Origin of the sequence: Lysobacter enzymogenes (assembly GCF_900106525.1) — a bacterium.
Classification (GTDB): Bacteria; Pseudomonadota; Gammaproteobacteria; order Xanthomonadales; family Xanthomonadaceae; genus Lysobacter; species Lysobacter enzymogenes.
Genome location: NZ_FNOG01000011.1, coordinates 13,903 through 34,268 on the forward strand (window position 1 = coordinate 13,903; position 20,366 = coordinate 34,268).

21 protein-coding genes are annotated in these 20,366 nt (G+C 69.0%); 16 read left to right on the forward strand and 5 right to left on the reverse strand.

What is annotated here, in order from left to right; all coding sequences use genetic code 11:
- Nucleotides 1-117 precede the first annotated feature (117 nt).
- From BLU84_RS22805 to BLU84_RS22820, 4 genes are all read left to right on the forward strand, one after another.
- Nucleotides 118-861, forward strand: coding sequence for a MarR family winged helix-turn-helix transcriptional regulator (locus tag BLU84_RS22805; protein ID WP_170849231.1), 744 nt, complete (start codon nucleotides 118-120; stop codon nucleotides 859-861).
- 80 nt (nucleotides 862-941) lie between these two features.
- On the forward strand, nucleotides 942-1,178 hold the full coding sequence (locus BLU84_RS22810) for a thioredoxin family protein (RefSeq protein WP_074872537.1): 237 nt from the start codon (nucleotides 942-944) through the stop codon (nucleotides 1,176-1,178).
- 51 nt (nucleotides 1,179-1,229) lie between these two features.
- Nucleotides 1,230-1,934, forward strand: coding sequence for an MOSC domain-containing protein (locus BLU84_RS22815; RefSeq protein WP_074872539.1), 705 nt, complete (start codon nucleotides 1,230-1,232; stop codon nucleotides 1,932-1,934).
- A 32-nt stretch (nucleotides 1,935-1,966) separates the two neighbouring features.
- On the forward strand, nucleotides 1,967-2,221 hold the full coding sequence (locus tag BLU84_RS22820) for a DUF2164 domain-containing protein (RefSeq protein WP_074872541.1): 255 nt from the start codon (nucleotides 1,967-1,969) through the stop codon (nucleotides 2,219-2,221).
- Nucleotides 2,222-2,499: 278 nt separating this feature from the next.
- Here the strand turns inward: BLU84_RS22820 and BLU84_RS22830 are convergent, their stop codons facing one another.
- Nucleotides 2,500-2,949, reverse strand: a complete 450-nt coding sequence (locus tag BLU84_RS22830; RefSeq protein ID WP_074872546.1) for a DUF3574 domain-containing protein — start codon at nucleotides 2,947-2,949, stop codon at nucleotides 2,500-2,502.
- A 247-nt stretch (nucleotides 2,950-3,196) separates the two neighbouring features.
- A complete protein-coding gene (gene putA, locus BLU84_RS22835; protein WP_074872711.1) occupies nucleotides 3,197-6,361 on the reverse strand; it encodes a bifunctional proline dehydrogenase/L-glutamate gamma-semialdehyde dehydrogenase PutA in 3,165 nt (1,054 codons plus the stop codon).
- A gap of 720 nt (nucleotides 6,362-7,081) precedes the next feature.
- On the opposite strand from putA, the gene coxB reads away from it, so the two are divergent.
- The 5 genes from coxB to BLU84_RS22855 are packed head-to-tail and all read left to right on the forward strand — an operon-like array spanning nucleotide 7,082 to nucleotide 11,422.
- Nucleotides 7,082-8,038: a cytochrome c oxidase subunit II gene (gene coxB / locus BLU84_RS22840; RefSeq protein WP_074872548.1), complete on the forward strand. Its 957-nt coding sequence runs from the start codon at nucleotides 7,082-7,084 to the stop codon at nucleotides 8,036-8,038.
- A gap of 26 nt (nucleotides 8,039-8,064) precedes the next feature.
- Nucleotides 8,065-9,681, forward strand: coding sequence for a cytochrome c oxidase subunit I (gene ctaD / locus BLU84_RS22845; protein WP_074872550.1), 1,617 nt, complete (start codon nucleotides 8,065-8,067; stop codon nucleotides 9,679-9,681).
- A 57-nt stretch (nucleotides 9,682-9,738) separates the two neighbouring features.
- Complete coding sequence (locus BLU84_RS27365; RefSeq protein ID WP_170849232.1) at nucleotides 9,739-9,876, forward strand: hypothetical protein; 138 nt, start codon at nucleotides 9,739-9,741, stop codon at nucleotides 9,874-9,876.
- Nucleotides 9,873-10,508: a cytochrome c oxidase assembly protein gene (locus tag BLU84_RS22850; RefSeq protein ID WP_267889199.1), complete on the forward strand. Its 636-nt coding sequence runs from the start codon at nucleotides 9,873-9,875 to the stop codon at nucleotides 10,506-10,508. The genes BLU84_RS27365 and BLU84_RS22850 overlap by 4 nt, the downstream gene beginning before the upstream one ends.
- A 35-nt stretch (nucleotides 10,509-10,543) precedes the next feature.
- Nucleotides 10,544-11,422: a cytochrome c oxidase subunit 3 gene (locus BLU84_RS22855; protein WP_074872552.1), complete on the forward strand. Its 879-nt coding sequence runs from the start codon at nucleotides 10,544-10,546 to the stop codon at nucleotides 11,420-11,422.
- Nucleotides 11,423-11,508: 86 nt separating this feature from the next.
- Here BLU84_RS22855 and BLU84_RS28930 read toward each other — a convergent pair whose 3' ends face one another.
- Nucleotides 11,509-11,640 carry a DUF6053 domain-containing protein gene (locus tag BLU84_RS28930; RefSeq protein WP_425479440.1) on the reverse strand — a complete coding sequence of 44 codons (132 nt, stop codon included), beginning with the start codon at nucleotides 11,638-11,640 and terminating at the stop codon, nucleotides 11,509-11,511.
- Nucleotides 11,641-11,764: 124 nt separating this feature from the next.
- Entirely contained in the window at nucleotides 11,765-11,992 is a 228-nt protein-coding gene (locus BLU84_RS22860; RefSeq protein WP_074872554.1) for a twin transmembrane helix small protein, read from the reverse strand.
- Nucleotides 11,993-12,058: 66 nt separating this feature from the next.
- Between BLU84_RS22860 and BLU84_RS22865 the strand changes: the two genes are divergently transcribed.
- The 6 genes from BLU84_RS22865 (at nucleotide 12,059) to BLU84_RS22890 (ending at nucleotide 18,358) form a co-directional block, all read left to right on the forward strand.
- Nucleotides 12,059-12,790, forward strand: a complete 732-nt coding sequence (locus BLU84_RS22865; protein ID WP_074872556.1) for an SURF1 family protein — start codon at nucleotides 12,059-12,061, stop codon at nucleotides 12,788-12,790.
- Nucleotides 12,787-13,362: a hypothetical protein gene (locus BLU84_RS22870; RefSeq protein ID WP_074872558.1), complete on the forward strand. Its 576-nt coding sequence runs from the start codon at nucleotides 12,787-12,789 to the stop codon at nucleotides 13,360-13,362. The genes BLU84_RS22865 and BLU84_RS22870 overlap by 4 nt, the downstream gene beginning before the upstream one ends.
- Nucleotides 13,363-13,441: 79 nt before the next feature.
- Nucleotides 13,442-14,605: a COX15/CtaA family protein gene (locus BLU84_RS22875; protein ID WP_074872560.1), complete on the forward strand. Its 1,164-nt coding sequence runs from the start codon at nucleotides 13,442-13,444 to the stop codon at nucleotides 14,603-14,605.
- Nucleotides 14,605-15,537, forward strand: coding sequence for a heme o synthase (locus BLU84_RS22880; RefSeq protein ID WP_074872563.1), 933 nt, complete (start codon nucleotides 14,605-14,607; stop codon nucleotides 15,535-15,537). The genes BLU84_RS22875 and BLU84_RS22880 overlap by 1 nt, the downstream gene beginning before the upstream one ends.
- Nucleotides 15,538-15,646: 109 nt before the next feature.
- Entirely contained in the window at nucleotides 15,647-16,930 is a 1,284-nt protein-coding gene (locus tag BLU84_RS22885; RefSeq protein WP_074872565.1) for an amidohydrolase family protein, read from the forward strand.
- 165 nt (nucleotides 16,931-17,095) lie between these two features.
- The gene (locus tag BLU84_RS22890; RefSeq protein WP_324610490.1) at nucleotides 17,096-18,358 is read left to right on the forward strand and encodes a Xaa-Pro dipeptidase; all 1,263 of its coding nucleotides are present in this window, start codon (nucleotides 17,096-17,098) and stop codon (nucleotides 18,356-18,358) included.
- Nucleotides 18,359-19,072: 714 nt separating this feature from the next.
- Here the strand turns inward: BLU84_RS22890 and BLU84_RS22895 are convergent.
- The gene (locus tag BLU84_RS22895) at nucleotides 19,073-20,071 is read right to left on the reverse strand and encodes a bile acid:sodium symporter family protein (RefSeq protein WP_074872567.1); all 999 of its coding nucleotides are present in this window, start codon (nucleotides 20,069-20,071) and stop codon (nucleotides 19,073-19,075) included.
- Here BLU84_RS22895 and BLU84_RS27605 point away from each other — a divergent pair.
- Nucleotides 20,058-20,366 (forward strand): hypothetical protein (locus BLU84_RS27605; protein ID WP_211664597.1); only part of this gene is annotated, 309 nt, incomplete at its 3' end. The two genes, BLU84_RS22895 and BLU84_RS27605, sit on opposite strands and share 14 nt — an antisense overlap.

Here is a 20,366-nt window from a genome sequence, read left to right on the forward strand (position 1 = left end):
ACCCGCGGTAGCGTCATCCGAAAGCCCCGCTCCGGCGGGGCTTTCTTTTTGCCCGCGCGAAAACCGCGAGCGGGAAAGCGCTTGACCAAATTATTTAGGAGTCCTAATAATATGGCCATGAGCGATCCCGCCTACCACCTGCGCCAAACCGCCCTGGGCCTGGAGCGCCTGGCCGGGCTGCTGCGCGCGCAGCAGTGGCGCGAGCCGGACGAGCACGCGCTGCATCCGGCGCAGCGCGCGCTGCTGGAACTGCTGGGCGAGGACAAGCGCGGCTGGCGCGTGGGCGAATTGGCGCAGCGGCTGGGCGTCAGCGCGGCCAGCGCCAGCGACACCATCGCCGCGCTGGAGGCGCGCGAGCTGGTGCGGCGCGCGCGCGATCCCGACGACGGCCGAGCGGTGCGCGTGCATCCGAGCCGGCGCGGGCTGGCTTGGCTGCGCCGCAGCCGCGCCCGCGGCGGCACCGGCGAGCGGCTGCTGGCAACGCTGGCGCCGGACGATCTGGCCGCGTTCTCGCGCTCGCTGCAATTGCTGATCCTGCAGGCCCAGCGCGACGGCCTGGCGACCGGGCTGCGCACCTGCGCGGGTTGCGAATTCTTCCGTCCGTTCGCGGGCGGCGGCGAGTCGCCGCATTACTGCGCGCTGGTCGGCGCCGCGTTCGGCGATGCGCAACTGCGCGTGGACTGCGCCGAGCAACGGCCGCGCGGCATGGATGTGGGCATGAGCGCAGCGGACGCGGTCGCGCAGCGGTTCCGCGCCGGCGTCGCCCTTCTCGGTGCCGACGACAGCAGCGACGACCACAACGACAAGACATCGCGCAGCGGCCGTACGCCGCCGCGCAGACATTCCGCGAGCGCGGAATAGGCGGGCGGCGGCCGACTGGCATCGGCGCGCCGCCCTTCCTCTCACCACCCGTCTAAGAGCAAGCAAGAGGAGATTCCAGTATGCGTCAGAAAGCCGTGTTCTTTCATGCCGGTTGCCCGGTCTGCGTGGCCGCCGAACAGCAGGTGGCCGAAGCCATCGACCGCCAGCGCTTCGAGGTCGAAGTCGTGCACCTGGGCGAAGCCTCGGCGCGGATCGCCGAAGCCCGCGCCGCCGGCGTGGCTTCGGTGCCGGCCCTGGTGATGCAGGGCCAGGTGTTCCACATCAACTACGGTGCGGCCCTGTCCGACCTGGGCTGAGCCCGGACGCGCCGGCCGCGCGAGCGGCCGGCGCTTGCAGTGGAGAGTTGCATGCAAGCCAGCGACACCGGCGTGGAAGTGGCCGCGCTGCTGTGCGGCCGCGCCGTGCCCTACACCCGGCCGGGCAGCCGCAGCGGGATCGACAAGCGGCCGCTGCGCGGCCGCGTGCGCATCGGCGAAACCGGCCTGGACGGCGACGAGCAGGGCGACCTGCGCGTGCACGGCGGCCCGGACAAGGCCGTGCACCACTATCCGCGCGAGCACTACCGCCTGTGGCGCGAGGAACTCGGCGCGCACGCGCTGCTCGACGCGCCCGGCGCGTTCGGCGAGAACCTCAGCAGCGAAGGCCTGACCGAGGCGCAGGTGTGCCTGGGCGATCGCTACCGCTTCGGCGGCGCGCTGCTGGAAGTCAGCCAGGCGCGGCAGCCGTGCTGGAAACTCAACGACCGCTTCGGCGTGGCCGACATGGCGCGGCGGATGCAGGCCAACGGCCGCACCGGCTGGTACTACCGGGTGCTCGAAACCGGCGAGGCCGAAGCCGGCGACCGCCTGATTCTGCTGGAGCGCCCGTGGCCGCGCTGGTCGCTGCAACGCATCGCGACGATGCTGTTCGTGCGCACGCTCGAACGCGAAGAATTGCAGGCCGCGCTGGCCTTGCCGCTGGTGCCGTCGTGGCGCAAGCTGGTCGAGGCCCGGCTCGCGCGCGGCGAAGTCGAGGATTGGAGTCGCCGCATCGACGGCCCGTCGAAGGCGTAAGCCCGCGCTGCCGCGACAGGAGCGATGCGACGGTGGATACGATCCGGTTCGACGATCAGGAAAAGGCGCTGCTGGTGGCCAAGCTGCAGCGCTATTTCACCGAAGAGCTGAAGCAGCCGATCGGCCGCTTCGACGCGGAGTTCCTGCTCGACTTCCTGTCCGAAGAGCTGGGTGCGTACTACTACAACCGCGGCGTGGCCGATGCGCAGGCGGTGCTGACGGCGAAGGCCGCGGATCTGGCCGATGCAGTGTGGCAACTGGAACGGCCGACCGAGTTCAAGCGCTGAGGTTCGGCCTGGCCTGAAACAAAAGCCTCGGGCCTGAAGGCCCTCCCACAAAAACCGCGGCGTGGCCGATGCGCAGGCGGTGCTGACGGCGAAGGCGGCGGATCTGGCCGATGCAGTGTGGCAGCTGGAACGGCCGACCGAGTTCAAGCGCTGAGGTTCGGCCTGGCCTGAAACAAAAGCCTCGGGCCTGAAGGCCCTCCCACAAAAGCGCGAGCCGCGACGGGCCGCTGTTGTGGGAGGGCCTTCAGGCCCGACGCTTTCCGCTCCGTCGCGACGAACTAACCGACCCGCCCGCCCGGCCGCGCCGCCATCGCGAAGCACGCACGCACCGGCGAACTCACGATCAATACCGCTTCCTGCTTGAAGCGCCGCTTGTACTCGTCGGCGATCTCGACCACGCGCTTGCGTTCCTCGGCCGTGTCCTCGTGGATCAGGTCGATCGCGCGCGAGTCTTCCTGTTCGACCTGGCCGCTGTCGCCGCGCCACTGGCCCTTGGCCTGGTAGACGGTAAGGCCGGCCGGGAAGCGCGGGGTGACGAACTCGGCCAGGAACGCCTGCCACTGCGCCTCGCTGACCGGGCCGTCGGGGCTGTTCATGCCGAACAGCACGCGGTCCTGGCGGCGCTCGGCGCAGGCGCTGGGGTCGCCGGGTTTGACCGGCAGCGGCGCCAGCGAGGCGCAAGCCGTGAGCGCGCACAGCGCGAGGCAAAGCACAGTGGGGCGGAGCATGGGCGGACCCTGGAGAGCGACAGGCGCAAGCGTACTGCGCGCAGGGTAGGGCGGCGCTGCGACTGCGGTCGCGAGTTCGCAGTGCCGGTTCGATTCGGGCGGATATAAAAGCGTCGGGCCTGAAGACCCTCCCACACCTTCCTGTGGGAGGGCCTTCAGGCCCGACGCTTTGCGCTCAGACGCATCAGAACCCAACACAAACAAAAGGCGCGGCCGCCGCAGCGGCCGCGCCTTCGCGATCGCCCGATCAGTCGCCCAGCGTCAGCAGCGAGGCGTTGCCGCCGGCCGCGGTGGTGTTGACGGTGATGGTCTTCTCGGTGGTGAAGCGCGGCAGGTAGTGCGGGCCGCCGGCCTTGGGGCCGGTGCCGGACAGGTTCTGGCCGCCGAAGGGCTGCACGCCGACCACCGCGCCGATCTGGTTGCGGTTGACGTAGCAGTTGCCGACCTTGACCCGCGCGCTGATGCGCTCGATGGTCTCGTCGATGCGCGAGTGGATGCCCAGGGTCAGGCCGTAGCCGGTGGCGTTGATCGCATCGATCACCGCGTCGAGCTGGTCGGCCTTCCAGCGGATCACGTGCAGCACCGGGCCGAACACTTCCTTGTGCAGCTGGCCGAGCGACTTGAGCGCGTAGGCGCGCGGGGCGAAGAAGCTGCCGTGGGCGGCGTCGGCGTCGAGCGCGACTTCGGCGATCTTGGTCGCTTCGCTGTCCATGCGCTGGGCGTGGTCGCGCAGCATCTTCAGCGCGTCCTCGTCGATCACCGGGCCGACGTCGGTCGACAGCAGGCCCGGGTCGCCGACCTTCAGCTCGGCCATCGCGCCGGCGAGCATGTGGGTGACCTTGTCGGCGATGTCGTCCTGCACGAACAGCACGCGCGCGGCCGAGCAGCGCTGGCCGGCCGAGGTGAAGGCCGAGCCGATCGCGTCCTTGACCAGTTGTTCCGGCAGCGAGGAGGAGTCGGCGATCAGCGCGTTCTGGCCGCCGGTCTCGGCGATCAGCACGCCGATGGCGGCGTCGCGCGCGGCCAGCGCGCGGTTGATCGCGCGCGCGGTGTCGGTCGAGCCGGTGAAGGCCACGCCGGCCACGCGCGGATCGCGGGTCAGCGCCGCGCCGACGGTGGCGCCGTCGCCGGGCAGGAACTGCAGCACCGCTTCGGGGATGCCGGCTTCGTGCAGCAGCTTGACCGCGTAGTAGCCGATCAGGTTGGTCTGCTCGGCCGGCTTGGCGATGACGGCGTTGCCGGCGGCCAGCGCCGCGGAGATCTGGCCCAGGAAGATCGCCAGCGGGAAGTTCCACGGGCTGATGCAGACGAACACGCCGCGGCCGGACAGGTGCAGGGTGTTGGATTCGCCGGTCGGGCCCGGCAGCGCTTCGGGCGCGAACAGCTTGCGCGCCTGGGCGCCGTAGTAGCGCAGGAAGTCGACCGCTTCGCGCACTTCGGCGACGCCGTCGGGGATGGTCTTGCCGGCTTCCTTGGTGCACAGCGCGATGTATTGCGGCATGCGCTCTTCCAGCAGCTGCGCGGCGTGCTCGAGGATCGCGGCGCGGCTGGCGGCCGGGGTGGCGTCCCAGGCGTCGTGCGCGGCGACCGCGTTCTTCAGCGCCTGCTCGACGGTGGCGCTGTCGGCGGCCTTCCACTGGCCGACGATCTCGCGGCGGTCGGCCGGGTTGGTCACGGCGATGTCGGCGCCGCCGACGGACGCGCCCGGCACCAGCGGCGCGGCGCGCCAGTCGGTGCGGGCGGCGGCGTTGACGTCGGCGGCGAGGGACTGCAGTTGCTGGTCGTTGGCGAGATTGACGCCCATGGAATTGGTCCTGTCGAAGCCGAAGCTACGGTAGAGGTCGGCCGGAAGCGGAATGCGCGGATGCGGGATGCTGGCGAAGCCGGACACCGTTTCGACCGGATCCTGGATCAGGTCGTCGATGGCGATGTCCTCGTCGGTGATGCGGTTGACGAAGCTGGAGTTGGCGCCGTTCTCGAGCAGGCGGCGCACCAGGTACGGCAGCAGGTCTTCGTGCGAGCCGACCGGCGCGTACACGCGGCACGGCGCGTTCAGGCGGTCGGCCGGGATCACTTCGGCGTAGAGGTCGTCGCCCATGCCGTGCAGCTTCTGGAATTCGAAGTGCTGCTCGCGGCCCATCGCCTTGGCGCGCTGATGGATGGTGGCGATGGTCTGGGCGTTGTGGGTGGCGAACATCGGATAGATCGCGTCCGAAGCCTCCAGCATGCGCCGGGCGTTGGCCAGGTACGACACGTCGGTGTTCGGCTTGCGGGTGAACACCGGATAGCCCAACTGGCCGTCGACCTGGGCGCGCTTGACCTCGCTGTCCCAGTACGCGCCCTTGACCAGGCGCACCGGGATGCGGCGGCCGACCCGGCGGGCGAGGTCGGCGATGAAGGCGATCGCCTCCGGCGCGCGCTTCTGGTAGGCCTGGATCGCCAGGCCGTAGCCTTCCCAGCCGTCCAGCGAGGCGTCGGAGTAGGCGGCCGCGATCACGTCCAGCGACAGCTCCAGGCGGTCGGCTTCCTCGGCGTCGATGGTGAAGCCGATGCCGTAGCCCTTGGCCAACTGCGCCAGTTCCAGCACGCGCGGGGTCAGTTCGGCGAATACGCGTTCGCGCTTGGCGTGCTCGTAGCGCGGGTGCAGCGCCGAGAGCTTGACCGAGATCGACGGCGTGGCGAACACGTCGGCGTTCTTGTAGTTGCCGCTCTTGCCGATCGCGTGGATCGCGTCGCGATAGGCCTGCAGGTAGCGCAGCGCGTCCTTGGTGGTCAGCGCGCCTTCGCCGAGCATATCGAAGGAATAGCGGTAGTTCGCGTTGTCGCCCTTCTTCGAGCGCGACAGCGCCTCGCCGATGGTGCGGCCCATGACGAACTGGTGGCCCATGATGCGCATGGCCTGGCGCACCGCCAGCCGGATCACCGGCTCGCCGACGCGGCCGATCAGTCGCTTGAAGGCGTTGTGGACGTCGCGCTTGGTGTCGTCGGCCAGGTCGACCAGGGTGCCGGTCAGCATCAGGCCCCAGGTCGAGGCGTTGACCAGCACCGAGTCCGATTGGCCCAGATGCCGCTTCCAGTCGGCCTCGCCGAGCTTGTCGCGGATCAGCTTGTCCGCGGTCTCCTGATCCGGAATGCGCAGCAGCGCCTCGGCCACGCACATCAGCAGCACGCCTTCCTCGCTGCCCAGGTCGTACTGGCGCATGAAGGCTTCGATCGCGCCCTGGTCCTGGGCGCGGGCGCGGACCCGGCGGACCAGATCGGCGGCGGTGGCCTGGGCGGCGTTGCGGTCGGCGTCGGGCAGGCGCGCCAGTTCGAGCAGGCCGCGCACGTGCTCGGCTTCGTCGCGCACCCAGCCTGCGGTGAGCGCGGCGCGCGCGGCCGCCGGCGGTGCCGGCAGTTCGGGGCTGATCATCGGCGACAGCGGCGGGGTGCCGGTGCGCGGCGGCGGGCCGTCGCTGGCGACGGCGGAGGACTCGTTGGTGGACATCGGACCCGGGACAGGGGTGGGAAGTCCGCCATTTTAGAGCTTTCTCTCGACCGCCAGCTGCCTTTTGCGGCCGGATCGGGCGCGGCCGCGCCATCCGCCGCAGTAGGGAGGCCGCGCTCGCACGCGCGCCGCCGAGGCGGGGCCGGCATGGCCCGATGCCGGCCGGGCGCGGGCCTGACATGGGCTCGACATGGGCTCGACGCAGCGCCCGAATCGGCGCGGATCGCTCGCGCGGACAGGCGATCGGGCCGTTCCGGCAAGGTCTGCGGCCGCGCCGCGGACTTGCTCGCAAGGCCTGCGTTGGATGCGCTAACTTGCATCGGTCACGTTTGCGACGCATGCCCCGATTGCGCGCCCGGCCGGCCGTGCGCGGCGCAAACCCGCGCCGACATTGGTTCTGCGCGATTTTCGCCGGCGCACGCTCGGTGCAAGTGGCGGGTTGCCGCAGGGCGGGGGCGCCGCTACCATTTCTCGGTTATCCGTAGCGCCGATCCCGGCGTGATGGGCCCGGCAGGGCTCGCCAGCCACCTCGCAGTTCCCGCACGGTCCGCGCGTCCCTCCAAGGGCGCCGCCGGCGCCGGGACGAGAGGCAGCCCGCGGAGCGCGCGTTAGATCACCACACTGATTTATTCGGGGCTCGAACTGATGAAAGCCGGTCGTTTCAAGCAGTGGGCAGCGGGCGTCGCCGCGATGGCGTCGCCGGTCCTGGCGTTCGCGCAGGCGGCCGATCCCAAGCCGTGGCAATTGAACATGGGCAAGGGCGTCACCGCCCAATCGATGAACGCCCACTCCGCGCACATGCTGGCGCTGTGGATCTGCGTGGTGATCGGCATCCTGGTCTTCGGCGCGATGGCCGTGGCCATGTTCAAGTTCCGCAAGTCCAAGGGCGCGGTGCCCGACAAGGACTTCGTCCACAGCACCAAGCTGGAGATCGTCTGGACGGTCGTGCCGGTGGCGCTGCTGGTGCTGATGGCGTTCCCCGCCACCAGCAAGCTCATCAACATGTACGACACCCGCGATTCGGCGATGACGGTGAAGATCACCGGCTACCAATGGATGTGGAAGTACGACTACCTCGGCGAAGGCGTGTCCTTCACCAGCCGCCTGGACCGCAAGAGCGACCAGCTGCGCCAGAGCGGCAAGCACGTCACCGCCGCCGACCACGAGCACTACCTGCTCGACGTCGACAACGTGCTGGTGCTGCCCACCGACACCAAGATCCGCTTCGTGATCACCGCCGACGACGTCATCCACGCCTGGTGGGTGCCGGCGCTGGGCTGGAAGCAGGACGCGATCCCGGGCATCGTCAACGAGGCCTGGACCGACATCAAGGAGCCGGGCATCTACCGCGGCCAGTGCGCCGAGCTGTGCGGCAAGGACCACGGCTTCATGCCGATCGTGGTGCGCGCGCTGCCCAAGGCCGAATACCAGCAGTGGCTGGCCGAGCAGAAGGCCAAGAACGCGCCGCCGGCCGCTCCGGCCGCCGCGCCGGCCGCGGCCCCCGCCCAGACCGCTCCCGCCGCCGCGCAGGCTCCCGCCGCCGGCACTGCCAGTTCCGATGCCCCGGCCGCCGCCCCCAAGGGCGCCGCGACCGCCGGTTGATCGTCCGCATTTATCAGAGGTAGGTCATGGCAGCCACGCACCCCGTCGCCGATCACCACGATGATCACGCCCACCAGCAGGGCTTCATCGAGCGTTGGTTCTTCTCGACCAACCACAAGGACATCGGCACGCTGTATCTGATTTTCAGCTTCGTGATGTTCATCATCGGCGCGGGCATGTCGGTGATCATCCGAGCCGAACTCGCCGAGCCGGGCCTGCAGTTCGTCAAGCCCGAGTTCTTCAACCAGATGACCACGATGCACGCGCTGGTCATGATCTTCGGCGGCGTGATGCCGGCCTTCGTCGGCCTGGCCAACTGGATGATCCCGCTGCAGATCGGCGCGCCGGACATGGCGCTGCCGCGCATGAACAACTGGTCGTTCTGGATCCTGCCGTTCGCCTTCACCCTGCTGCTGATGACCCTGTTCCTGCCGGGCGGCGCGCCGGCCGGCGGCTGGACGCTGTACCCGCCGCTGTCGCTGCAGGGCGGCTCCAACGTGGCCTTCGCGATCTTCGCCATCCACATGATGGGCATCAGCTCGATCATGGGCGCGATCAACGTCATCGCCACCATCCTCAACATGCGCGCCCCGGGCGTGGACCTGTTGAAGATGCCGATCTTCTGCTGGACCTGGCTGATCACCGCGTTCCTGCTGATCGCGGTGATGCCGGTGCTGGCCGGCGCGGTGACGATGCTGCTGACCGACAAGTTCTTCGCCACCTCGTTCTTCAACGCGGCCGGCGGCGGCGACCCGGTGATGTTCCAGCACATCTTCTGGTTCTTCGGGCACCCCGAGGTCTACATCATGATCCTGCCGGCGTTCGGCGTGGTCTCGGAGATCATCCCGACCTTCGCCCGCAAGCCGCTGTTCGGCTACCAGGCCATGGTGTACGCGACCGCGTCGATCGCCTTCCTCTCGTTCATCGTGTGGGCGCACCACATGTTCACCGTCGGCATGCCGCTGGGTGGCGAGATCTACTTCATGTTCGCGACCATGCTGATCGCGGTGCCGACCGGCGTGAAGGTGTTCAACTGGGTCACCACGATGTGGCGCGGCTCGATGACCTTCGAGGCGCCGATGCTGTGGGCGATCTCGTTCGTGATCCTGTTCACCATCGGCGGTTTCTCGGGCCTGATGCTGGCCATCGTCCCGGCCGACTTCCAGTACCACGACACCTACTTCGTGGTCGCGCACTTCCACTACGTGCTGGTGACCGGCGCGCTGTTCTCGATCATCGCTGCGGTCTACTACTGGTGGCCGAAGTGGACCGGCCGCATGTACAACGAGACGCTGGCCAAGATCCACTTCTGGTGGACGATGATCTTCGTCAACCTGCTGTTCTTCCCGCAGCACTTCCTGGGCCTGGCCGGCATGCCGCGCCGTATCCCGGACTACAACGTGGTGTTCGCGGACTGGAATCTGGTCAGCTCGATCGGCGCGTTCGGCATGTTCCTGACCCCGTTCCTGATGGCCTTCATCCTGCTGCTGTCGAAGAAGTCCGGCGCCAAGGCCGAGGCGCGTTCGTGGGAAGGCGCCAAGGGCCTGGAGTGGACGGTGCCGAGCCCGGCGCCGCACCACACCTTCTCCACGCCGCCGGTCATCCGCGACGGCGATCTGGCCCACGGCGACATCACCCATTGATCGCGCAGGCGGCGCCGCGGTCGTGACGATCGCGGCGTGCGCTTCCGGGAGGCCGACATGACTCCGATCCAAGAACCGCACGACCTCGCTCAGCGCCGCTCGGCCGCGCGGCGGACCGCGTTGTGGTTCGGCGCGGTCGCGGTGGCGGTGTACGTGTTGTTCATCCTCAGCGGCGTGTTCGGGCTCGGCAAGTGAGCCACGACCGCGACCCGCGCGAACCGCAGCCGCAGGATCTCGCCGAGGTCCGCCGGCAGGCGTCGCCGAAGATGACCAAGCTCATGGTCGGCGTGGCGCTGGGTGCGTTCGCCTTCACCTTCGCCCTGGTGCCGCTGTACCGCATCGCCTGCGAGAAGGTGTTCGGCATCCGCCTGGAGCGCGGCGTCGCCGAGGCCGACCGCGGCGGCCATGCGGTCAGCGACCGCATCGTCACCGTGCAGTTCGACGGCAGCGTCAATTCCAAGCTGCCGTGGGAGTTCCGTCCGCACGTGGTGAGCATGAAGGTGCGCCCGGGCGAGCAATACGAAACCACCTACTACGCGCGCAACACCAGCGACGCGCCCATCGTCGGCAGCGCCTCGCCCTCGGTGGCGCCGGCGCGCGCGTCGGGCTATTTCAACAAGACCGAATGCTTCTGCTTCACCGCGCAAACGCTGCAGGCCGGCGAATCGCGCGAGATGCCGGTGCGTTTCATCGTCGATCCGAACCTTCCGGACGGCGTCGAGACCATCACCCTGTCCTACACTTTCTTCAAGAACGACGTGCTCACCGCACGGCTGCAGCAAGGCGCGGTCTCCAAGACCCCGTCCTCGCCGCTGGCCGCGCCTTGAGTTGGCTTCGCACCACCTGACTACGGAACGCCGCCATGGGCCAAGCGCACTCGCCAGACGCCAACATCTATTACGTCCCGCATAGCAGCCGCTGGCCGTTCCTCGGTTCGATCGGTCTGTTCACCCTGATGATCGGCGTGGCCAGCTGGCTCAACGAAGTCAGCTGGGGCAAGCCCACCTTCTTCGTCGGCGTGGCGATGATGATCGCCGTGCTGTTCGGCTGGTTCGGCGACGTGGTCAGGGAGTCGGTGCGCGGCAACTACAACAAGCAGGTCGACGTCTCGTTCCGGATGGGGATGATCTGGTTCATCTTCTCCGAGGTGATGTTCTTCGCCGCGTTCTTCGGCGCGCTGTTCTACGCCCGCACGCTCGCGCTGCCGTGGCTGGGCGGCGAAGGCGACGGCGTGATGACCAACAGCCTGCTGTGGCCGGAATTCAGCGCGGCCTGGCCGAGCGCCGGCCCGGGCGACGTCGGCGGCCACTTCCAGACCATTCCGGCCTGGGGCCTGCCGCTGCTCAACACCCTGATCCTGCTGACCTCCGGCACCACGGTCACCGCCGCGCACCACGCGCTCAAGGGCGGCCACCGCAAGGCGCTGCTGTTCTGGCTGGGCCTGACCGTGCTGCTGGGTTGCGTGTTCCTGTTCTTCCAGGCGGAGGAGTACATCCACGCCTACACCGAGCTGAACCTGACCCTGGGTTCGGGCATCTACGGCTCGACCTTCTTCATGCTCACCGGCTTCCACGGCCTGCACGTGACCCTGGGCACGATCATGCTGGCGATCATCTGGTTCCGCTGCCTCAAGGGCCACTTCGACAAGGACAACCACTTCGCGTTCGAAGCGGTGGCCTGGTACTGGCACTTCGTCGACGTGGTGTGGCTGGGCCTGTTCCTGTTCGTCTACGTGCTGTAAGCGCGGCGAACCCATGATGCGAAAGGCCGGCCCGGTGGCCGGCCTTTCGTTTTGTGGGTCGGGACGGGCTCGTTGGCCGGGATGGATCAGCTGTGGCCGGGATGACCTAGCTGGGATGGGCCGGGCTCTGCTCTTGTGGGAGGGCCTTCAGGCCCGAGGCTCTTGTGTCGGCTCGCCGCGATCTGATCGAAGGGCATCGGGCCTGAAGGCCTTCCCACCAGGGCAAGAGCGAAGGCTGGCGCGAGGCGACCGGCCGCCGCATCGCGGCGGCGCCCCGGACGGGCGACAATAGCGGTCCGCTGTTCGCCGGCCCGATCGCAGGCCGGGCTCGGCCCGCCGCGCTCAGCCCGGATTCGACCCCACGCCGTGCGGCGTGATCCAACCCATCCAGATCGACACCACCACGATCAGGATCAGCGCGATGGACAGCGCGATGCGGCGGGTCAGCGCATTGACCGTGCGTTTGCTCTGACCCTTGTCCACCAGCATGTAATAAAGGCCCGCCCCCAGGTTCCACAGGATGACCGCCAGGAACGCCACCACCAGCAGGATTTTCAGTTCTTGGCTCATCGAAGCCTCGTTCGGTGCGTGCGCGGGTGCGAAGCGGGGATTATCGCAGCACGCCGGGAGCTTGGGGTGAGCCGCCGCGGCACCTTGCTGCTGGGCTGGACGCTGGCGCTGGCGACGATCGCGCTGTTCGCCAACCTCGGCCTGTGGCAAGCGCGGCGCGCGGTGGAGAAGCAGGCCATGCTCGACGCCGCCGCGCGCGTGCTCGGCGAGCGCGTGCCGCAGCCGCTGTCGCGCGCGGCCGATCCGCACCGCGCGCACGACTATGACTGGGCCGAAGGCCGCGGGCGTTTCGATCCACGCGGCGCGTTGCTGCTCGACAACCAGCAGCGCGGCGGCCGCGCCGGCGTGCGCGTCTATCGGCTGTTCGTGCCCAACGGCGGCGAACCGTTGCTGGTCGACCTGGGCTGGCTGCCGCTGGGCGGCGAGCGCAAGCTGCCGGCGGTGCCGCGGCCCGAGGGCGAACTGGCCTTGCGCGGGCTGCTCAGCGCGCCGCCGTCGGTCGGCATCCCGCTCGGGCCCGGCATCGGCCGCGAAGGCGAGGGCTGGCTGCTGACCCGCGTGGACACCCGCGCGATCGCCGCCGCGCTGGCATTGCCGGCGCCGCTGGCGCCGCGCGTGCTGCGCCTGGACCCGGCCGTGAAGCTCGGCTTCGACCGCGACCTGGAACTGCTCAGCAACACCCTGCCGCCGGACAAGCACCGCGGCTATTCCCTGCAGTGGTTCGCACTCGCCGCGGCGGTGCTGATCACTGCGCTGATCCTGACTTTCCGGCGCCCGCGCCGCGGAGCCGACCGATGAACTCACCCGTGCCCGTCTCCAACGCCCAGCGCAACCGCAACCGCCTGACCCTGGTGCTGATCGCCGCGTTCTTCTTCGTGCCGATGCTGGTCGCCGGGGTCATGCGCTTCACCGACCGCCATCCGGCGATCAACCGCCAGCACGGCGAACTGCTGGAGCCCAAGCCCGACCTGCGCCAACTCGAGCCGGCGCTGGCCGACGGCAAGCCCTATCCGTGGAACCCGGGCAGCCGGGTCTGGCGCATCGTGGTGGCGCCGCAGCCCGATTGCCTGCAGGCCTGCGTCCAGTTGTCGCACGAGCTCGACACGGTGTGGCAGCTGTTCGGCAAGGACGCGGACCAGGTCGACATCCTGTGGCTCGGCGAGCCGCCGGCCGGCGCGGCGCGTCCGGCCTCGCTGCGCGTGCTCGGCCCGTCGCCGCAGTTGCGCGAGCGCCTGCCGCGGCTGAACGACCCGGCCGGGCTGCCGGTGTATGTGATCGACCCGAACGGCTTCGTGATTCTGCGCTACGCTCCCGGCTTCCAACCCGGCGGGCTGCGCACGGACCTGAGCCGGCTGCTGAAACTGATGTAACGACGGGCCGCGGCGGCCACGGCGGGCGCAACGCGCCGCCGTCCCGCACGCGGCGCCTCCAGCGAGACCAAGCGAAGAAATGAGCGTATCCAGCCTCACCGGCCTGAGCGGTCCGGGCCTGCACAAGAATTTCCACCGCATCGCCTGGCTGGCGGTCGCGCTGGCGTTGTGCGTGATCGTGTTCGGCGCGTTCGTGCGCCTGTCCAACGCCGGCCTGAGCTGCCCCGACTGGCCGACCTGCTACGGCCGCGCCGCGTGGCCGTCGCACGCCGACGACGCGGTCGACCATGTCGCCACCCAGATCCGCCCGGTCGAAGTGCACAAGGCCTGGCGCGAACAGTTCCACCGCATGATCGCCGGCCTGCTCGGCGTGCTGGTGCTGACGCTGGCGCTGGTGTCGGCGCGCCGGCGCAGCAAGGGCATGGCGCAGATCGCGCTGGCCTCGTTGCTGGTCGCCATCGGCATTCCGCTGTACATGAAGGGCCAGCACGTCGCCGCCTCCGCGCTGGCGATTATCGGCGAAGCGATCCTGATCGCCGCCGCCGCGCGCTGGAGCAACACCGACCTGTCGCGGGTCTCGGCGATCACTCTGGCGGTGATCATCTTCCAGGCCCTGCTGGGTATGTGGACGGTGACCTGGCTGCTCAAGCCCGTGGTGGTGATGGCGCATCTGCTCGGCGGGCTGCTGACCTTCTCGCTGTTGGTGTGGACCGCGTGGCGCGCGACCCATCTGCCGATCCGTCTGGCCGATGCGCCGCGCCTGCGCGGCTGGATCGGCGTGGGCATCGCTGTGCTCGGCGTGCAGATCGCGCTCGGCGGCTGGACCAGCGCCAACTACGCCGCACTGGCCTGCGGCAACGATTTCCCGACCTGCGTCGGCCAGTGGTGGCCGCGCCACGACTTCGGCGAGGCCTTCGTGCTGTGGCGCGGCATCGGCGTGGACTACGAAGGCGGCATCCTCGACGGCGAGGCGCGCATCGCCATCCAGCTCGCCCACCGGATCATGGCCGGCGTGGTGTTCGTCTATCTGGCGGCGCTGACGGTCAAGCTGCTGCGCACGCCGGGCCTGCGCGGCTGGGCCACGCTGCTGGGCGCGCTGCTGTTGCTGCAGGTCGGCCTGGGCATCGCCAACGTCAAGCTCGGCCTGCCGCTGGCGGTGGCGGTGGCGCACAACGGCGGCGCCGCGCTGCTGCTGTTCGCCCTGGTCTCGCTGCTCGCGCGCCTGCGCACGCCGGAGCCGTGATGAACGCCGCGCCGCGACCCACCGCCAAGCAATACTGGGATCTGACCAAGCCGCGCGTCGTCGCGCTGATCGTGTTCACCGCCATCGTCGGCATGTTCATGGCGGTGCCGGGCTGGCCGCCGCTGCGCGAATCGGTGCTCGGCTTCTTCGGCATCTGGCTGGCGGCCTCGTCCGCGGCGGCGATCAACCAGCTGCTGGATTCGCGCATCGACGCCAAGATGGCGCGCACCTCGTGGCGGCCGATCGTCGCCGGCCAGGTGACGCCGCGCCAGGCGCTGGTGTTCGCGCTGGTGCTGGCGGCGCTGTCGATGACGATCCTGGTGCTGTGGGTCAACGCGATCACCGCGCTGCTGACCTTCGCCTCGCTGATCGGCTATGCGGTGGTCTACACCGTCTACCTCAAGCGCGCTACGCCGCAGAACATCGTCATCGGCGGCATCGCCGGCGCGGCGCCGCCGCTGCTGGGCTGGGCCGCGGTGACCGGCATGCAGGGCGAGTGGGACTGGGCGCACGCGCTGCTGCTGGTGCTGATCATCTTCGTCTGGACCCCGCCGCACTTCTGGGCGCTGGCGATCTTCCGCCGCGCCGACTACGCCCGCGCGATGGTGCCGATGCTGCCGGTCACCCACGGCGTGCAGTACACCCGCTGGCAGATCCTGTTCTACACCGTGCTGCTGGTGGCGGTGACGGTGCTGCCGTGGGCGGCGGGGATGAGCGGGCTGTTCTATCTCGGCGGCGCGTTGGTGCTCGGCGCGGTGTTCCTGTACTACGCCTGGAAGCTGATGGACCCGCCGGACGAGCTTTATGCGATGAAGGTGTTCAACTACTCCATCGTCTATCTGATGGCCTTGTTCGCGTTCCTGCTGGCCGATCACTGGATGCTGCCGGCGCTGGAGCCGGCGGCGGCGTTCGAGCTGCATCAGCTCGGCTGAGCTCGGCTGGCCGGGCTCGATCCGGCGAGTCGGATTAGAGGGCGCGTCGCGCGCGCAACCCTTTGCGAGACGGCTGCATCCAACGGACTCGTTTCCGCTGGAGTGCGTTGTGCGCCGACTGGTTTCCCCGCGTCTGATCGCCTGCTGCTTCGCCGTCGCCGCTATCGCCGCGGCCGCCGTTTCCGTCGCTTCCGCGCCTGCGCCTGCGGCGCGCACCGCCGAAGCGCGAACTGTCGAATTCAACAACGGCCACTGGTTCGACGGCGAGGGTTTCCGCACCGGCACCTGGTATTCGGTCGACGGCGTCCTGACCCGACAACGCCCCGCACGGATCGACCGCGTCGTCGATCTCGCCGGCAGCTATGCCACGCCGCCGCTCGCCGAGGCGCACAACCACAACCTGCAAAACGCCTGGGGCGTGCGCAACTTCCGCGGCCGCTACATCGACGGCGGCGTGCAGTACGCGGCGATGCTGTGCGGCGACGGCGCCGACCGCGATAAAGCGCGCGCAGCGCTCGGAGTGGACGCGCCGCTGGACGTGCTCTACGCCAGCGCCTGCATTTCCAGCTCCGACGGCCACCCGCTGGCGATGGCGCGGCGCAATCCCGACGGCAGCCTGCGGCCGGTCGAGGAGGTGCACGACCACGATTACTTGGTGATGGACTCGGTCGAAGACATCGAACGCAAATGGCCGCGCGTGCGCGCCGCCCGGCCGGATCTGATCAAGGCGATCCTGGTCCACAGCGAACGCCCCGAGCGCCGCGACGACACGCGCTATTTCGGCATGAACGGCCTGCGCGCAGAGCTGCTGGCGCCGCTGGTGCAGCGCGCCCATCGCGACGGCCTGCGCGTGGCCGCGCACGTCGAATCGGCGGCCGATTTCCGCGTCGCGGTCGAAGCCGGCGTGGACGCGATCGCGCATCTGCCGGGCTACCAGATCTGGGACGGCCGCAGCGAAGCCGACTACCGCCTCGACGACGCCGACATCGCCCTGGCCGCGCGGCGCAAGATCCCGCTGATCGCCACCGCCGGCGCCGCGCAACTGGTCGCCGGCAAAGACGTCGCCAAGCTCGAACGCGTGCGCGCGTTGCAACGCGACAACCTGCGCCGGCTGCTCGCCGCCGGCGTGCCGCTGGCGGTCGGCAGCGACCGTTTCGACGCCACCGTGCGCGCGGAGATCGACTATCTGGCCGCGCTTGAGTTGATGCCGCCGGCGCGGCTGTGGCGCGCAGCGGTGCAGGACACGCCGACGCTGCTGTTTCCGCAGCGCCGCATCGGCCGCATCGCCGAAGGCTTCGAGGCCAACTTTCTGGTGCTGGCCGACGATCCGCTGAGCGCGCCAGCGGCGCTCGATCGCATCCGCATGAAGGTGCGGCGCGGCGCGCTTTACTGAGCGGCCCGCACTGGCGGAGCGCGGCCCGCTCGTGCCTATACTCGCGGCACTGTTCCGCCGATGGGGAGATCGGTGCCGATGATGCCGTACAGCACAAGCAGGGAGCCACGCGCGTCGCGGCGTGGATGGACGCGTGAATGGGTTCGGGCGCTGTCGGCGCTGGCGTTGGCGGTCGCGCTGCCGGCGGCGGCGCAGACGCCGTCTGCGTCGCCGGCATCCGACATTGTCGTAGTCACCGCCGCGCGTTTGTTCGATGCGAGCAGCGGCCGGCTGGTCGAGAACCCGCAGATCGTGATCCGCGACGGCCGCATCAGCGCGGTCGGCCGCGCCGGCGACGCCGCGCCCGAAGGCGCGCGCCGCATCGACCTGGCCGGCATGACCGTGCTGCCGGGCCTGATCGACATGCACGTGCATCTGGATTCCGACCCCAGCTACGGCGGCTACACCGGCCTGCAGTTCAGCGACCGCTTCTGGTCGGTGCTGGCGGTCAAGCACGCGCAGCAGACCTTGCAGGCCGGCTTCACCACCGTGCGCAACGTCGGCGCCGACGCCTGGAACGACGTCGGCCTGCGCCAGGCCATCGACGAGGGCAAGCTCGCCGGCCCGCGCATCGTCACCGCCGCCTATTCCTTCGGCGCCACCGGCGGCCACTGCGATTCGACCTATTTCCCGCCGTCGATGGCGCAGAAGAATCCGTACAACGCCGATTCGGCCGCCGAAGCGCGCAAGAGCGTGCGCGAGCTGCGCAAGTACGGCGCGCAGGTGATCAAGATCTGCGCCACCGGCGGCGTGTTCTCGCGCAACACCGAGCCCGGCCAGCAGCAGATGAGCTACGAGGAAATGAAGGCGGTAGCCGACGAGGCGCACCAGTGGGGCCTGCGTGTGGCCGCGCACGCGCACGGCGCGGCCGGCATCCGCGATGCGATCCGCGCCGGCGTGGACACCATCGAGCATGCCAGCCTGATCGACGAGGAAGGCATCCGCCTGGCCAAGCAGCACGGCGCGTGGCTGTCGATGGACATCTACAACACCGACTACACCCAGGCCGAGGGCAAGAAGAACGGGGTGCTCGAGGACAATCTGCGCAAGGACCGCGAGGTCGGCGATATCCAGCGCGAGAACTTCCGCCGTGCGCATGCGGCCGGGGTGAAGATGGTTTACGGCACCGATGCGGGCGTGTATCCGCATGGGCTCAACGGCAAGCAGTTCGCGGTGATGACGCGGTATGGGATGAGCGCTGCGCAGGCGATCCGTGCGGCTACGTTCGATGCGGCGCAGGCGTTGGGGCGCAAGGATGTGGGCTTGGTCGAGGCGGGGCGTTGGGGGGATTTGATCGCGGTGGCTGGGGATCCGACTCAGGATGTGCGGTTGCTTGAGGCGGTGCCGGTGGTGATCAAGGGTGGGGAGGTGGTGAAGGACGTGCGCTGAGTGGGCGGTCTGGTTGACGTGTGGGTTTTGTAGGTCTTGGTGCTTCTGGTTCTGTCGTGGCGTTGTTCCGATGAAGGCCGGGGGCGACTGAAACGACGCAGCTACGCTGAAACCTCTCGGAGCCACGCAACCTCCAGTCCGTCATTCCGGCGAAAGCCGGAATCCAACCGCAGCGACGTAGCTACGCCGAACTAACCCGAAGACTCGAAAACTCCCACGCCGTCATTCCGGCGAAGGCCGGAATCCATTTTGACTTTGCTGTTGCTTCTGCCTGTCTCGTAGCAACGAGTGACGACCCGCCAACATCAACAGCTTCCGTCCGCAAGCGGCCGGGTCACTTTCTTTGTCTTGCCAAAGAAAGTAACCAAAGAAAGGCGCTTTCCTTGTTTTCGAATCAAGAGCCACTAGCGGTCGGAGCCTGCGCAGGGATGCGCCACACAGGCCATCCATGGCCTGGGTGGCGCACGGCGCGCGTCCTGCGCGCCGCCCTTCGGGTCTCTGATTGCCTGTGGCGAGTTCGGTGCGGCGGGGGGAGCGAGGAGCGACGACAACAACAACCGCAACGGCAATATGGAATCCAGCTTTCGCCGGAATGACGAGTCGGAAGTTGCGGGCTTGGGAGGTTGCTGCAGAGCAGCGTCGCTGCGGTTGATTGCGGCTGTCGCTGGAAGCCGCTTGAGCCCTTGCGCGCTCAGCGGCGATATCCCAACCCGCTCAGTCCGCCGCTTCCTCCAGCTGCGCCCGCGCCGGCGCCTTGCGCGCGTAGCGCTGCGCCAGTTGCGCGCAGACGATGAGCTGGATCTGGTGGAAGATCATCACCGGTAGCACGATCGCGCCGAGTGCGCTGCTGGCGAACAGGATCTTCGCCATCGGTACGCCGGTGGCCAGGCTCTTTTTCGAGCCGCAGAACACGATGGCGATTTCGTCTTCGCGCGAGAAACCCATGCGGCGCGCGGCGAACGTCGTCAGCACCATCACCACTGCCAGCAGCAGCGCGCATACCGCGATGACTACGTATAGCGCGGTCGCCGGCATGCTCTGCCACAGGCCGCTGTTCATCGAGGCCGAGAACGCGGTGTAGACCACCAGCAGTACCGTGCCTTGGTCGGTGTAGCGCAATACTGCGCGCTGGCGTTCGACCCAGCCGCCGATCCAGCGCCGCAGCAGGTGGCCGGCCACGAACGGCACCAGCAGTTGCAGCATGATCTTGCCGATGGCTTCGCTGGGATCGGCCATGCCGCCGTGCGCGCCGGCCAGCGCGCTGAGCAGCAGCGGGGTCAGGAATACGCCGAGCAGGCTCGAAGCCGAGGCGCTGCACACCGCCGCGGGCACGTTGCCGCCGGCCATCGAGGTGAAGGCGATCGACGATTGCACGGTCGAGGGCAGGGTGCACAGGAACAGCAGGCCCAGGTACAGCTCCGGCGTCAGCAGGTGGCCGGACAGCGGTTTGAGCGCCAAGCCCAGCAGCGGGAACAAGATGAAGGTGCTGGCGAAGATCACCAGGTGCAGGCGCCAGTGCAGCATGCCGGCGAGGATGGCCTCGCGCGACAGGCGCGCGCCGTGCAGGAAGAACAGCGCGGCAATGGCCAGGTCGGTGAAATCGTCCATCCACTGCGCGGGCGCGCCGTGCAGCGGGAATTTCCAGGCTAGCGCGACGGTGGCCAGCAGGGCCAGGGTGAAGGTGTCCACGCGCAGACGCTTGAGCCAGCTCATCGAAGACCTCGGAGGCGGGATGCTCGGTGGCGCGCGTGGCCTGGGGCCGTCCATGGCCGCGGGCGCTCGCGCGGCTGAGGCCATTGTGGCGGCTGCGGCGTCCGCCGGCCATGCGCGGCGTGGCGAGGTGGTTCAGGCGGATGGGTGGCGTGGCTCGTTCGGGCTTTGCGGGCTCCCGTCTTGCAGCGCCTGTCTGCAATCCGTCATCCCCGCGAAGGCGGGGATCCAGAGACTTCAGAGCCATGCCGCGATGAGGCCCTGTATGCCCGCATTCGCGGGCATGACGGTCGTGTGG

What these genes read in the sequence shown, in the direction of transcription:
- BLU84_RS22895 (WP_074872567.1), bottom strand. Translation starts at nt 20,071, where the DNA reads ATGAGCTGGCTCAAGCGTCTGCGCGTGGACACCTTCACCCTGGCCCTG.
- BLU84_RS22855 (WP_074872552.1), top strand. Translation starts at nt 10,544, where the DNA reads ATGGGCCAAGCGCACTCGCCAGACGCCAACATCTATTACGTCCCGCAT.
- coxB (WP_074872548.1), top strand. Translation starts at nt 7,082, where the DNA reads ATGAAAGCCGGTCGTTTCAAGCAGTGGGCAGCGGGCGTCGCCGCGATG.
- BLU84_RS22870 (WP_074872558.1), top strand. Translation starts at nt 12,787, where the DNA reads ATGAACTCACCCGTGCCCGTCTCCAACGCCCAGCGCAACCGCAACCGC.
- BLU84_RS22860 (WP_074872554.1), bottom strand. Translation starts at nt 11,992, where the DNA reads ATGAGCCAAGAACTGAAAATCCTGCTGGTGGTGGCGTTCCTGGCGGTC.
- BLU84_RS22880 (WP_074872563.1), top strand. Translation starts at nt 14,605, where the DNA reads ATGAACGCCGCGCCGCGACCCACCGCCAAGCAATACTGGGATCTGACC.
- BLU84_RS22805 (WP_170849231.1), top strand. Translation starts at nt 118, where the DNA reads ATGAGCGATCCCGCCTACCACCTGCGCCAAACCGCCCTGGGCCTGGAG.
- BLU84_RS22810 (WP_074872537.1), top strand. Translation starts at nt 942, where the DNA reads ATGCGTCAGAAAGCCGTGTTCTTTCATGCCGGTTGCCCGGTCTGCGTG.
- BLU84_RS22830 (WP_074872546.1), bottom strand. Translation starts at nt 2,949, where the DNA reads ATGCTCCGCCCCACTGTGCTTTGCCTCGCGCTGTGCGCGCTCACGGCT.
- putA (WP_074872711.1), bottom strand. Translation starts at nt 6,361, where the DNA reads ATGATCAGCCCCGAACTGCCGGCACCGCCGGCGGCCGCGCGCGCCGCG.
- BLU84_RS22875 (WP_074872560.1), top strand. Translation starts at nt 13,442, where the DNA reads ATGAGCGTATCCAGCCTCACCGGCCTGAGCGGTCCGGGCCTGCACAAG.
- ctaD (WP_074872550.1), top strand. Translation starts at nt 8,065, where the DNA reads ATGGCAGCCACGCACCCCGTCGCCGATCACCACGATGATCACGCCCAC.
- BLU84_RS22815 (WP_074872539.1), top strand. Translation starts at nt 1,230, where the DNA reads ATGCAAGCCAGCGACACCGGCGTGGAAGTGGCCGCGCTGCTGTGCGGC.
- BLU84_RS27365 (WP_170849232.1), top strand. Translation starts at nt 9,739, where the DNA reads ATGACTCCGATCCAAGAACCGCACGACCTCGCTCAGCGCCGCTCGGCC.